The 13,976-nt window shown below is 57.3% G+C and carries 7 protein-coding genes; 4 read left to right on the forward strand and 3 right to left on the reverse strand.

Translation table 11 applies throughout. From position 1 onward, the window contains the following. Positions 1 to 18 precede the first annotated feature (18 nt). Both GSQ82_RS22845 and GSQ82_RS22850 read left to right on the forward strand, forming a co-directional pair. Entirely contained in the window at positions 19 to 1,092 is a 1,074-nt protein-coding gene (locus GSQ82_RS22845) for a VWA domain-containing protein (RefSeq protein ID WP_158794578.1), read from the forward strand. 48 nt (positions 1,093 to 1,140) lie between these two features. After that, positions 1,141 to 1,938 carry a hypothetical protein gene (locus tag GSQ82_RS22850; protein WP_158794579.1) on the forward strand — a complete coding sequence of 266 codons (798 nt, stop codon included), beginning with the start codon at positions 1,141 to 1,143 and terminating at the stop codon, positions 1,936 to 1,938. A gap of 43 nt (positions 1,939 to 1,981) precedes the next feature. Here GSQ82_RS22850 and GSQ82_RS22855 read toward each other — a convergent pair whose 3' ends face one another. From GSQ82_RS22855 to GSQ82_RS22865, 3 genes are all read right to left on the reverse strand, one after another. Further along, positions 1,982 to 3,088 (reverse strand): tetratricopeptide repeat protein, encoded by a 1,107-nt coding sequence (locus GSQ82_RS22855; RefSeq protein ID WP_158794580.1) that lies wholly within the window; start codon positions 3,086 to 3,088, stop codon positions 1,982 to 1,984. A 184-nt stretch (positions 3,089 to 3,272) separates the two neighbouring features. After that, positions 3,273 to 6,764 carry a TonB-dependent receptor gene (locus GSQ82_RS22860; protein WP_158794581.1) on the reverse strand — a complete coding sequence of 1,164 codons (3,492 nt, stop codon included), beginning with the start codon at positions 6,762 to 6,764 and terminating at the stop codon, positions 3,273 to 3,275. 570 nt (positions 6,765 to 7,334) lie between these two features. Continuing rightward, complete coding sequence (locus tag GSQ82_RS22865; RefSeq protein ID WP_371417259.1) at positions 7,335 to 8,687, reverse strand: D-arabinono-1,4-lactone oxidase; 1,353 nt, start codon at positions 8,685 to 8,687, stop codon at positions 7,335 to 7,337. Between the two features lie 423 nt (positions 8,688 to 9,110). Here GSQ82_RS22865 and GSQ82_RS22870 point away from each other — a divergent pair, with 423 nt between their 5' ends. Beyond that, positions 9,111 to 10,268 carry an acyltransferase family protein gene (locus GSQ82_RS22870; RefSeq protein WP_158794583.1) on the forward strand — a complete coding sequence of 386 codons (1,158 nt, stop codon included), beginning with the start codon at positions 9,111 to 9,113 and terminating at the stop codon, positions 10,266 to 10,268. A 356-nt stretch (positions 10,269 to 10,624) separates the two neighbouring features. Then, positions 10,625 to 13,870, forward strand: a complete 3,246-nt coding sequence (locus tag GSQ82_RS22875; RefSeq protein WP_158794584.1) for a TonB-dependent receptor — start codon at positions 10,625 to 10,627, stop codon at positions 13,868 to 13,870. Positions 13,871 to 13,976 lie beyond the last annotated feature (106 nt).

Genomic DNA, 13,976 nt, shown 5'->3' on the forward strand with positions numbered 1-13,976 from the left:
CCGCACGAATGGAGGACTATGGCAAAGAGACATTTTCTACTCCTCTGGATGGCGTCGTTTCCGCTGTACAGCGGCGGCTACGGCGCGGCGCAGGATGATGCGTCACGCATCCGTGTGAACGTGGTGCTTGTACAGCTGAACGTCGCTGTTACGGATGGGAAGGGAAACTACATCAGTGGTCTTGGCCCGGAAGACTTCTCGGTTGCTGAGGACAGCGTTCAGGAGAAGATCGCTACCTTCGAGGAGGGTAATGAGCCGCCGCGCAGGTTGATCGATACTTCTTCCTCCGGTGGAGCTTTTGCTGCGAAGGACACGTGGACGCAGGCGGTTGCGCCCGAGAGTGCGGGAGGTGCTGCGAGTACTCCGGGGCTGTGGTCGGCGGGGGCGAATGTCTTCATTCTTTTTGACACAAGCAACTATATGTACCGGGGATTCGTGTTTGCGCAGGACTCGATCGCTGACTTTATCCGCTCGCTGGAGGGGGTGAGCAAGGTTGCACTCTACTCCTATAGCCGCGATCTCTCGCGAGTCGCCGGACTCACGGACGACCGCTCGCAGGTGTTGCGCGGTGTTCGCAAGACGGTCGCTGGTGACGATGCGGCGCTATACAACAGTCTGCTGATGACGGTGAAGGATGCCGCGCAGTTGACGGGGAAGAAGGCGATCGTTGTCTTCTCGAACGGCCCTGACAACGCGAGTCTGGTGCCGCCGGAGGATGTGGCAGAGCTTGCGCAGTCAACCGGGACGATCATTTATATGATCAGCACGCAGCAGGCGGAGGCAGAGCCAGTCTCTACCGCGGTCTTCGAACGCATGAGCAAGGCTACGGGCGGGAGAGCTTACTTTTCGAAGAGCTGGAGGGATGAGAGGCAGGCGTTCGCTTCTATCCGGGATGACCTGGCGCATCTTTATACGCTCAGCTACTATCCGCAGCCGAACCCTAACCAGGGCTGGCGGACGATTACGGTGAAGCTGACGGACAAGGCGATGCAGAAGTACCACATTCGAACGAGGGATGGATATCGGCTTCTCCAGGCTCGGTCCTCCGGGTTGAGTCAGGCGTCATCCGGTGCGACGCCTGCTTCGCAGTGATGTCTATCTTCGGCGCAGTGCAGTTGTGCCTGTTAGTTGGAAGACTTCTTGACCGATGCACTGTCTGCGCCGCACCATACCTTCATGCGTCTATTCACTTTTGCTCTGCTGAGTGTTCTCAGCGCTGTTCCCGCCTTCGCCCAGTCTTCCATCAGCAACTTTCTTTTGGAGGAAACTGTCATCCACTCGGGTACCGGCGGCCAGTTTGAGTCTGCCCAGAAGGACTACTGTGCTGCGGTCGTCAAAGGCGGAGCACCAGCATGTTTGATCTTCTCTGTGTCTACCTTTGGTCCGTCCGATCGCTACTTCACCGTGCTGCCCTTCGGCTCCTTCATCCACTACGACCAGGGCAAGTACACGGAAAAGGGTCTCACGCATGAAGAGGCCAAGGCTCTTAGCGCACGCCGCATTCCGCCGATCGCGTCCAATCATGAGTCGGCCGTGGCGCTGCACAACGACCTGTCCATTCTCGCTCCCAACGACACGCCGCTCAACTACTTCACCGAGTATCATCTGCGCCCGGGCACTCTCGACGACTTCCTCGCTATCATCCGCAAGAATATGCTTCCCGCAGCGCGCAAGTCGGGTGTTGAGTCGTTTGAGGTCATCACGACTACTCTGGGCGAGAGTCCAGACCGTGTCTTCATCGTTACACGTCTGCGCAACTTCGCGTCCTTCGATCAGCCGGATCCGATCCTTGCGAACATGTCTCACGTTCAGCGCGCTGCCTTTCAGCAAAGCCTCACCGCCGATGTCGAGCATGTTGAAACCTATGTGATGCGTTATCGCGCCGATCTCAGTACTGATCCCAGTGCTGACGCGAGCGCGCACTCTGCAAGCCAATAGAGCATGAGACTGGGGGATTTCGTGCGGGCAGGGAGGTGGGTTTCTACTTTCGTGCGTCGATCATGGTCTGCACGAGTGTGTCATCGCGCTTCTGATGGAGATCCTTCACCTTTGCGAACTCGGCCTGAGCCTCCTTTGGCCGGCCAGTGGAGGCGTAGAGACGCGCGAGGTGGTAGTGCGCGTCGGCCTGTGCTGGGTCCATCGCGATGGCGTGCTGGAGGTTTGCCTCCGCCTCTTTGCTTTGGCTGTGTGCCGCATTGAGGATGCCGAGATCGAGGTAAGCAAGGCGTATGGCCTCGGGCTGCGCGGTGGCCTGGGTGAGGTAGTTCATCGCGGCTGATTCGTTGTTTTTCTTGATCGCGATGTCGCCGAGGTAAGCGATCGCTTGCGTGTTCTTTGGATTGTCCGCTATCTCGAGCTCGAACTCTTTCTGCGCGTCGTCGAACTGATGCTGCTTCCAAAGTAGATATCCCAGGCCGAAGTGGACCTCCGGTTCGTGCGGAGAGATCTTCTCTGCCGCGCGAAACTGCGCCGTCGCCTCATCAGGCTTGCCCATTCCATCGAGCGCCTCGCCGGCGAGTATATCGGCCTGCGCGGAGTCGGGACTCTGCAGCAGGATTTGCTTGTACTGCTCCAGCGTGCAGTCGTAATGTGCCGCCCACAGGCAGCTCTGCGCAAGGGCGGTGCGGAGTTGGAGGTTCTGCGGTGAAGAGGCCACGGCAGATTCGAGGTAGGGAATCGCCTCTGCGTAGTGCGCGGTTCCGTAGTAGCTCATGGCGAGCAGCAGTTTCGGCTTGATGTCGTTTGGGGTTTCCGTTACCGCGGCTTCAAGAGCTGGAATAGCCTCTTTCAACTTCTGCTGTTTGAAGAGGGCGAGACCCAGATCGAGCTGTAGCCCGGAGAGATGGGAGCCGAGTTCAAGCGCCTTGCGGTAGGCCGTCTCTGCTTCAGAGTATTTGCTTCCGAGCGCCTGCATAAGACCAAGGTGAGCCCATGCATCCGCGTTCTGCGGGTTTGTCTCCGTGATCTGTTTCCACTGCTGCTCGGCGTCTGAGTATGCACGCTGCTTCTCATAGGCGAGTGCTTGCTGAGTCTGACCTGAGGTTGGATTTGCGGTCGGGTTTGCTTGCGCAAAGGCGTGTGCCGACACAGTGGAACATGCAAGAAGAAGAGACAGCACTTGTGTAATTCGCAGCATATTCCCAACCGGAAAGACAACTGAAAGGATGGTAACGCAGAGTGGCTGCGCATCGGAAAAAAGAAAAGGTGCAGCGACTGGACTGAGTCGCTGCACCAGGTTGGTAAGCAGGAGGTGATCGCTCCTGTTTATTGGTTTAGAAGAGGAACTTCGCTCCGAGCTGAAGAACGCGCGGATCGTAAGTCGAGGTCACCTGCCCGAAGTTGCTGCTGGTGAACCCGGTGCTTACAGCGTTGAACTCCGTGTGGTTGAAGGTATTGTAGGACTCAGCCCGGAACTGGAATCTCGGCCCCTCGTGCGAGGTAAGCCTGAACTCCTTGAACAAGGCCAGGTTCCAGTTGAAGAGCCCAGGTCCTACAACGGCATCCTTGCCTGCGCTGCCGTAGCCCTGACCTGTGCCACCGGCCCAAGGTGCAAGCGGAGCTGCGAAGGACGAGGTGCTGAACCACGCAGTCTGTTTTTTGATGTGCTGGACCGGGCTGATCAGATCGGGACGGTTGGTGGTGCCGCCGCCCAATCCGAGTGTGTCGGTTCCGTAGTTGACGTTGATGGGGACGCCGCTCTCAGCAACGGTGACTCCCGAGATCTGCCAGCCACCGATCAGCGTTCTCTCAAACGCGTTGGTGGAGTGCAGGAAAAACGGAAGCTCGTAGATGTAGTTTGCGTTGAAGATGTGGCGACGATCGAACAGACCCGAACCGCGGTCATAGTTTAGATTGAAGGGGTTTGAGATCTGGCCGCCGGAACCGGACAGTGTGGAAGAGGTAAGATCGCCGCTTTGAATATCGATCTCGTGCGACCACGTGTAAGCGAGCTGGATGGAAAATCCATGCTTTGCTTCCATGCGCATGGCCGCCTGGAGTGAGTGATAGCTGCTGTTGGTTGTGTCTTCTACCTGCGTGATGTTGGCGAATCCAGGGAACTGCCTGTAGAAGTTTGCATTCGCTCCGCCAGCAACTAACTGACGGTCGTCGTACGGGTTTGTGGGATTGCCTGGATCGGACAGCGGCAACGTATTGACTGCGCGCTCATCGTTCTGATGCCAGCCTGTAACGCCTACGTACTGGATCGATGCAACGATGGAGGGTGCAAGCTCACGCTGTACTCCAAGGCTGAATTGAATCGTGGCGGGGTTGGGGTAGTTGTAGGCCAGAGAGCCGAAGTTCGCCGGCGAGGTGGGAGAGGTTGCGGTTGCTCCAGTCAAACTGCTCTGGTTCGGGTTAGAGAAATAGATTGCGTTGACGGAAGGTTGATAGGCGAACGGTGCATTGACGTCTGTACCGTAGATGTCGTTGCCCTGGACGCGCTCGAAGAACATTCCGAAGCCGGACCGAATAACTGTCTTTCCATCTCCGGAGAGGTCGTAAGCAAAGCCGACACGAGGCTGAATGGTGCCGTATGTCGCCTTTACCAGTCCTCTGGGAAGACCGTTGACTCCCGCCAGCTCCACGCCATTCAGATAGAAGGGCACTGGTGCTCCTGCGGGTTGGCTGAATCCAGGCCCATTCGGATTCAAAGTCCCATCCGCTGCAGGAACCTGCGCGTCGGCGGGATTGAAGGCGGAGGGAAGGAAGTTCGACGTCCGATTGTTTTTCTCAAAGGTGCGCGGCAGCCCGTCGTAACGGAGGCCGAGGTTGAGCGTCAGTCTCGGAAGAACGTGCCAGTTATCCAAGCCATATCCGGAGTAGGTGTTGTTGACCCAGTGTGCTGTCTGCAGCGACTGAAGCTGGGTGTAGCTGTTTGCAAAGCCCAACAGGAAGTTTACATACGAGTCTTTCGCGTAAGCTCCATCGTTGAACGTAAAGTCACCCTGGGTATCTGCCTGCTGCTGCTGGTTCTTGTCCATGCGCATGTAGCCTGCGCCGAACTTGAAGGCATGCTTTCCATGGGTCCAGGACAGGTCATCGCGAATCTGGTAGTCGAGGAAGGAGTTATGCCACGGCCAGTAGTTAGTCGTGTAGGTAGTTCCAGGCCCGATGCCGGAGAATGCGACGGAGGGAAGACGGTTCTGAGCGTTGTTGCCTGTAAAGATGCCGGTTCCAGTCCAGCCAGCAGGTTGCTGAAAGATGCCGGCCGGGGTGATGTCGATGGTGTTGCCATTGACATTCAGGGCGGTCTCATTCAACAGGGTCGGAGAGATGACCTGGCTCAGGTTGATGACTGCGGCCCACGATGGGTTCGCGAACACATTGCCGACGGTGGGGTAGCTGTCGCCGCTCCACTGGGTCGGGAAGATGGTCTGGGACATCTGATCGTGAATCCAGTGGCCCATCAGGTGAAGTCTGTCGTTGATGTTGTGATCGACGCGGACTACATCTTCGCGAACGTCGGTCGGCTGCTTGGGCGATGCGATATATTGGTTACCCGCCGCATTTGGTTTCGGAATCGCGCCGGTTCCCAGGAATAGTACAGCGTTGGGATCGAGAAGCTGGTGAGGAATGGTTGACACGCATGTAGTGGCACTGGTGCAGGTGTTGGGGAAGGGCTGTCCTGCCGTAAGGCCTAGCTGACCGTACAGCGCTTGTTTGGCCGGATCCGCAGTCACCGGGACAATCGGAAGCACAGCGGCACCGTTTGAGGTGTAGTCCGTATATGCCAGATCCTGCCCAGCGGTGGGGAAGTTGGAAGCGGGAACCGTTTGGGCCGCGTTAGGATTGGCGCCCTGGATGAACTTGCGCCACTCTTCGCTCCAGAAGAAGAAGGTCTTCTTGCGATCCTTGTTGTAGAGACCAGGGATCCACACCGGGCCGCCGATGTCTCCGCCGTAGATGTTCAGGCGTAGCTCCGGCCTTGGCTGACCGGCCTGTTTGGAGAAGTAGTTGTTTGCATCGAAGACGTCGTTGCGGTTGAACTCCCACAGCCCGCCGTGGAAGTCGTGGGTTCCAGACTTGAGAACCATCGTCACCGTACCGCCGGAGGAGATGCCGTAGTCGGGGCTGTAGTTGCTGCTGAGGATCTGGAACTCGGCGATGACGTCTGGAGCAGGCATGACGTCCAGTTTGCCGCCGCTGCCGCGGTCATACACTTCGCCGCCGTCGATCAACCAGTTGTTGTGGTCAGGCCGCATGCCGTTGAAGCTCAGGTTGAAGCTGCTGCCCTGAGCGGTGACGCCGTTGAACGAGGGATTGGTCGTCGAGACACCCGTGCCCAGCGTGGTCAGGGAGATGACGTTACGTCCGTTGGTCGCCAACTGCTCGATCTGTTTGCCGGTGATCAGGGAGCTGACTTCGTTGGTCTCGGACTGCACCTGCAGTGCGTCGGCCTCGACCGTTACGGTTTGGCTCTCGGACCCGATTGCAAGCGCAACGCTCGCACGCAACGTCTGCGCGACGTTCAGCACGATTCCAGAGGCGGTGTAGCTTTTGAAGCCGGATGCGGTAGCGGTCAACTTGTAGGTGCCGACCTGCAGGCCAGGAAGATCAAAGAGGCCGGAGGAGCTCGACGTCGTCGTGCGCACATCGCCGGTAGCGACGTGTGTAACCGTGATCGTTACATTGGGGACTACGGCGCCGGACGGATCCGTCACCACGCCTGTAATCTCTGCGTTTTCCTGCGCGTAAACGCTTCCGCACGCGAAGAAAGCCAGGAGCATCAGGATAAATATCCTGTACCTATTGCGCTGTTTCATGATTTGCCTCCAAGAAAATTGCAAGCTACAGTTTTTTACTCAGGCTGTTCGAGTCGTCGCCGAACCGAGTGCCTGACCTCTGTCGCCTGCAGGCCGTCTGTGCGTCAGGGTCAGGTTGCGTATGTTTCGCACCTGTCCTGCCAAGGTCTTTGCAAACAACTAAAGCGTTTATTTAGAGAGTTTCTAAATCAACTACAGAGATTTCGACGGAACATTAGTTGGGGTTGTGTACTAATGTCAAGTGAAAATATTTGATTGGGATATTGGGAGTTCTTATTCGGCGCTAACGGGATTTTCTTTCATCAATTGGACGGACCACTTGCGATCTCACCCGCATCTATCGAGGACATGATGAGCACCGAAGTGCATATGCGTGCCTCGCGCTGGCGAGATCGCACCATACGCAGTGCCTCCAGCGATCGACATCTCTTGCTGCCACTTGAGTTCCAGCCTTCGCACATGCAGCGCAAAAGGCAGACGGTCACCTAACTCATGGGGCAGCAGAGATCTTGCGATCCTCAAACATAAAGAGGCGACGGTTTTACCCGAAGAGAGGGAGGTCGTCCGGCCTCATGCGCCGTACAGGTTTTTATTCAGAAAGTCGTTGCGGAACCTGCCCTGGGGATCATAGCGCTTTGCGAGCGCCTCAAAGTCGGCAAACTTCGGATATAGCTGCCGAAGCTGGTCTAACGGTGTGGTGAAGAGCTTGGCCCAGTGCGGTCGTGCACCGAAGGGCTTTAGTTGCTCTTCAATCAGCGGCAGGATCTGCTTCACATCATTCCACTCCGGCTTCCATGTGAAGTGGATGGCCATCGAATCCCGCTCGTAGGCCATGCTCATCCACAGATGATCTGCGGCGATGGTGCGCAACTCCGTGATGAAGAGGTGCGGTGTGATCCGGTCGCGCAGCTTTTCGACGGCGAGTATCGCCTGATAGGCGCGATTGCGTGGAACGAAGTACTCGGTCTGTAGTTCGGCGCCGCTCGATGGAGTGAAGTTCATGCGGAAGTGAGGCAGCCGCTCGTACCAAGGGCCCGGAATGCCCTGCTGGTCCGTGCAGTTCTCCGCCGAGTGCCCGGTCAGAGGATGGAGCTTGGTCTTCTGCAGCGTGGCTCCATAAAAGAGCGGAGGCATGGCGGGCGCGGTGTTGTTCGTCACGGTCTGCTTCAGCCATACCTGGGTGGCGCGGTGATGTTGCCAGTCGGTGAAGAGGCTGACGCTGTAGCCGGAGGCGAAGATGGTGTCGAGGTTATGTTCCAGTTGGTCGAACGACAGATTCTCGTAGACGACCTGCGCGATCTGAAAGGTGGGAACGACGTCGAGCGTGATGCTGGTGATTACGCCCAGAGCGCCCAGTCCAACGACCATTCCTGCAAACTGATCGGGATTGCCGTTGCGCGAGAGTGAGACCTTTTCGCCGCTGCCATTGACGATCTCTATGCCCGAGACGATCGTCGACAGGTTGCCGTTATGGATGCCGGAGCCATGCGTTGCGGTCGAACAGGCTCCGACGACAGAGACGTGCGGAAGCGAAGCAAGATTGTGCACCGCGAAGCCCTGCGCGTCGAGCCACGGTGCGAGTTTGCCGTAGGTAACGCCAGCGCCTACTGTGACTGTGCGAGCTTCTTTATTGAGCGTCATCTGGTCGAGGCGCTTGAGCGATATCTGATCTCCCACCGTGTCGGCGATGTTGTTGAAGGAGTGCCGAGCTCCGAGCGCCTTGGCGTGGGGCAGACTCTTGAGAAGTTGTCCGACCTCTTCCGCGCTGGCGGGTTGATCGACGCGAACCGACTTGAAGGTATAGTTGCCGGCCCAGTTGGTGCGTGGACCTTCGGCGGGCGCGGTCTGGTCTGCCGCCTGATCTGCGGCCTGCGCGAAGCGGGAAAGCAGGGAACCAGCGAGGATCGCTCCGGACGTCTTCAAAAACTGCCTCTTATCCATTCCATACCTTTCAAAACCTCCACGAAGATCAGGCAGCACGCCTGTTCAAAGTGGACTATCCAATCTTCGGTTCGTCAATGCGTTCGCAGCGAACTTTAGGTCTATCTGCGGCGCAAAACATTCTCCCACAGAAGTCGCTTAGATCGACGACACGCGCTTCGTGCCCGTTCTTCGCGTCTTTTGAAGTGATGATCCACGGTCTTCTGTCCCACATTGTCGTCACAGCGCTTATGAAAACCGCTGTGTCCTCATTTTTAAGTTGCAAACCTGTCTGTACGCCTATACAAATTTATCCATCAGAAACACAAACGAAATAGCCATGAGCGCCTTATCGCCTGCCCACTCCGGCAGAGGGCGACGGAACAGGCTTTTGGAAGAACAGCGTCTGAAGGCGGGATCAAACGAATGACGACCATGCAGCAGGTGACGGCTTCGGCTGTCTCGGGAAAACGCCTCTCCTCGATCGATGTCCTGCGCGGCTTTACGCTTGCCGTCATGATCCTGGTCAACACCGCTGGCGAGTGGGATCACGCGTACTGGCCTCTGAAGCACTCGGTATGGAACGGCTGCACCCCGACGGACCTGGTCTTCCCAACCTTTCTCTTTCTCACGGGAACCTCGCTGGTCTTCTCCTTTCGCTCGCGTCTGGCACGAGGCGTAGGCAAACGCGAGCTTCTGCTCCACACGCTGCAACGCTCGGTCATCCTCTTTCTTATCGGCGTCGTTCTGAACGGGCTTCCTTTCTTTCCTCTTTCTACTCTGCGCATCTACGGTGTGCTGCAGCGCATTGCGTTGTGTTATCTGTGCGCCAGTGCTCTCTATCTATGGAACCGAAGGCCCGCATTTCTGCTTTCGGTAACGGCTCTTCTGCTGGTGGGTTACTGGGTGATGATGCGGTGGATTCCACTGCCTGGCGGCATGCTCCCCGTACGCGATCTTCCCATCCTCGACCCTGTTCGCAACTGGGTTGCAATCATCGATCGCTGGATGCTTCCCGGCCGCCTCTACGAAGGAACACGCGATCCTGAAGGCCTCCTGAGCACACTACCTGCAATCGCCACAGTTCTTCTCGGAGTTCTCACTGGCCTCTGGCTACAGACGCAGAGAACCATTCAGGAAAAGAGCAGATGGATGCTCATCGCAGGAACCGCTCTGATCGCGGGCGGCGAGATGTGGAATATCTGGTTCCCCATTAATAAGAAGCTGTGGACCAGCTCCTACGTTCTCTTCGCTGCCGGAATCGCTCTGGTGGCGCTCGCGCTGTGTACATGGCTGATCAAAGACGATGGTACGGCTGGCCGGTGGAGCTATCCGTGGCGCGTCTTCGGCACCAACGCCATCACTGCTTATGTGATCTCAGAGGTTCTCGCGATCATCATCTACGTCGTGCATGTTCCCGGCAGCCGACCGCCCATCACGTTGAAGGGATACATCTTCACTCACTTCTTCGCCTCTGTCTTTCCGCCAGGAATGGATTCGTTGTTGTTCGCCATCGCCTTCGTCGCGGTCTGCTTCGTCCCGGTATGGATTCTGTATCAACGGCGCATCTTTATCAAGATCTAAAAAACCTAAAGAAATCGTGAATTTAGTATTGCACTTCAGTCCAGTTGTCTATACGATCTGACATCTGAACATTTCAGTTCCATGAATCGCCGTCTGAGCATGGAAGCGTTGTAGCAATTTTTCTTTTGCGGTTCGCTATTGATCTTCCCCGCGAGAGTCCGAAAAGACCTCCAGCGGTGATCGTTCCACCCAATGTTTAGCGTCACGGGCCAACGAAGGGAGAAGCTGCGGCAGGAAGCAAGGCTTTCGTCCTAACAAAGTTTCAGAACAAAAACATACTCAAGCCAAGTACCAATAACCCGAAATCTCGATACACAAAGATATTGATTCGGAAGATCTACTCTCGGAGGAAGCCAATGCGCAAGCAACTCACGCTAAGCAAAAGTCTTTTGGCATTAGCACTGGTCTTGATGGCCTGTATTCCATCATTTGCTCAAACCATCACCGGAACCATTACCGGAACCGTGACCGACCCCAGCGGTGCCGTCGTGGCAGGAGCCAAGGTCACCGCGGTCAACGTGCTCACCGGTGTACAGACGCCGACAACGACCAACCCCAGCGGCATCTACTCTCTGCGCTTCCTGCAGATCGGGCAGTACAAGGTCAGCGTCGAAGCTCCGAGCTTCTCCACTCAGAGCACAAGCGTATTTACTCTCGAGGTCGATCAGGAAGCAAGGGTGAACGTCGGGCTCACACTCGGCGCCGCAAATAGCAGCGTCATCGTCACCGACACCGCGCCCATTCTGAATACGGAAAACGCCACCACCGGAGACACCATCACGGCGGCTGCAGCGACCGAGCTTCCTCTTCAGAGCCGCAACTTTTCTACCCTCACCCTGCTGGTTGCAGGAGCGATCACGCCCAACCCGGCTGCCCTCGATAACGTAGGCCGCAGCCAGTACAACGGCGGATTCAACGTCAACGGCAATCGCGAGCAGAGCAACAACTACACGCTCGACGGTGCCGACATCAACGAAGCCATCGACAACTACATCGGCTACAGCCCCAACGTCGACGCGCTCGGTGAAGTCCGCATCATCACCGGCAACGCCACCGCGGAGTACGGTAACGCCAACGGCGGCCAGGTCGTCATGGTGACCAAGAGCGGCACAAACCACTTCCACGGCAACGCTTACTTCTTCGGCGAAAATCAGAACCTTAATGCATCCCCATGGAATGCCGGTACACGTCCTCCGCTTAACCGCGCCATCTTCGGTGGCACCCTCGGCGGTCCTCTTCTTCACGACAAGCTCTTCTTCTTCGTCGACTACCAGGGAGCCCGTCAGCATAGCGACACGGTCGAACAGCGCACGGTCGTCTCAGCTGCAGACCGCGCTCGCACTGATATCACCAATCCGGCTGCACTCTATCTCTTCGCCCACCCGGAGCTCTATCCCCTGCCGAATACGACCCCTGGGCAAGGATCTTCGGTAAACTACATCGGCTCTTCAGGACAGGCCACAGTAAACGACCAGGGCGATGCAAAGATCGACTGGAAGGCGACCAATCGCGATACCATCTCCGGCCGCGTCTCCATCGGACGTGAGCACGACGGTTACTCGAAGGTTGCTCTGCCCACAGACATCCCCACCAACTTCAACGATCCCTACACCGGCTTCATCGTGAACTGGACGCACGTCATCTCGCCGAGCCTGATCAACGAGGCCCGCGCCGGCTATGGCCGCACGCGCTACATTCAGACGCCAACCGATGTCTCCGGCAAGTGGGGCACGACCGGCAACGCGACCCTCGGCATCCCCGGAACGCAGCTCGTCCCGGGCTTCAGTACGCTCGTCATCGGCAACAAGGCGAACTCCGGAACGGTTGACGATATCGGCGCACCCGCTGGTCAGGACGGTAACGGCTCTTACGGCGGTATCGACAGCGACAGCATCGTCAACGCCTTCACCTACGGCGACAACCTCACATGGCAGCACGGAAAGCAGACTCTGAAGTTCGGCGCGCAGGTGCTTCGCTATCAGGAGAACCGCTACTACTCCGGCAACGACGGCACGCTCGGATGGTTCAGCTTCAACGCCAGCGTAGATGACTTCCTCCACGACAACGTCACCACCGAAGGACAGGGCGCACTCACCGGCCGCTGGGGACAGCGCCAGTATCGCCCCGCGTTCTTCGTGCAGGATGACTACAAGCTGAGTTCCAACCTGACCATCAATCTCGGCCTGCGCTGGGAGTATGACCAGCCCTACATCGAGGTCAACAACAAGCAGGCGAACATCAACCTCACCACCGGAGCCATCGTAAACGCCGGCGTCAATGGCGCACCTCGCGGGCTCTATGACTCCTACCACGCTGGTTTCATGCCTCGGCTCGGCTTCGCCTGGTCGCCTGAGTCCCTCCACGAGAAGTTTGTGCTTCGCGGTGGATATGGCATCACGAACTTCCTCGAAGGAACGGGTGCGAACCTCCGCCTCACGCTCAACCCGCCCTTCTTCGTGGACGCTTCGTGCACTGCTGGTCTCCCCTGCGCAAACGGAGGTCAGTTGTCCACCACTCAGGGCTTCTATCGTCCATCCGACCCCTCTGTCTACTCCGGCAACGTGCGCGCATGGCAGAAGGATCTGAAGCCCGCTCTCATCCAGCAGTACAACCTCACCACGGAATATCAGCTCGACAACTTCACCTCTTTGACTGTCGCCTATCTCGGTCAGGTAGGAAACCACCTGGTCGATCCGCGTGAGGCCAACCAGCGGGCCTGCCTTAATTGCGATCTACCCATCACAACGCTGTCCGCTCTCAACCCGGCGCTCAGCCAGATTACGAACATCAGCTTCACTGAGTCAGAGGCGGTGATGAACTACAACTCGCTGCAGGTGACAGGACGTCGTCGCCTCAGCCACGGACTCGAAGTGCTCGCCAACTGGACCTACAGCAAGGGACTTAGCAACAACCTTGGCTACTACGGTGCAGGCGGCGGCGCAGGCGACTCACAGAGCGCGTACTGGCAGGATGCCTACAACGGTCGTGCAGACTACGGCCCGACGTACTTCGATGCTCGTCATAACGTATCGATCTCCGGCTACTACGAGCTTCCGTTCGGTCGCGGACGTCAGTTCGGTGGCAACATGAATCGCTTCGAGGATGAGATCGTCGGCGGCTGGAAGGCAAGCACCATCATGAGCTTCCACACCGGCTTCCCCATCACCGTAAACTCAAACGCGTTCTACTCAACCACAGTCAACGCCAGGGCATCGCGCGCCAATCACCTTCGCAGCTTGAAGGTGGTCGGCAGAACCTCACGCAACTGGTTCGGAAACGATCCCTCCGTTGCAGGCTGCGCAAGCGACACCGACAACGGCACCTGTGCCTACAGCGAAGAGAGTGCTCTGAGCTTCGGCAATGCGTCCGTCGGCTCTGAGCGTGACCCCGGCTACCAGCAGGTGGATCTATCGCTGTCGAAGGACTTCGCAGTCACGGAAGGAACCCACGTTGAGTTCCGCAGTGACTTCCTGAATGCCTTCAACATGGTCAGCCTGTCTCCTCCTGCAAACAACGTCAGCCCCGGCAACAACTTTGGTCAGATCTCCACCGCCGTCAACGAGCCGCGCAACATTCAACTCGCTTTGAAGCTGGTCTTCTAACCAGACCAACAATCCAAACCAGAGACGGCGAAAGAAATTCTTTCGCCGTCTTTTTACTATCGTTCCCTGCTCATGAAACGAGTATGGAAGCAGCCACTTGCCGGCA

Origin of the sequence: Granulicella sp. L60 (genome assembly GCF_009765825.1) — a bacterium.
GTDB lineage: Bacteria > Acidobacteriota > Terriglobia > Terriglobales > Acidobacteriaceae > Edaphobacter.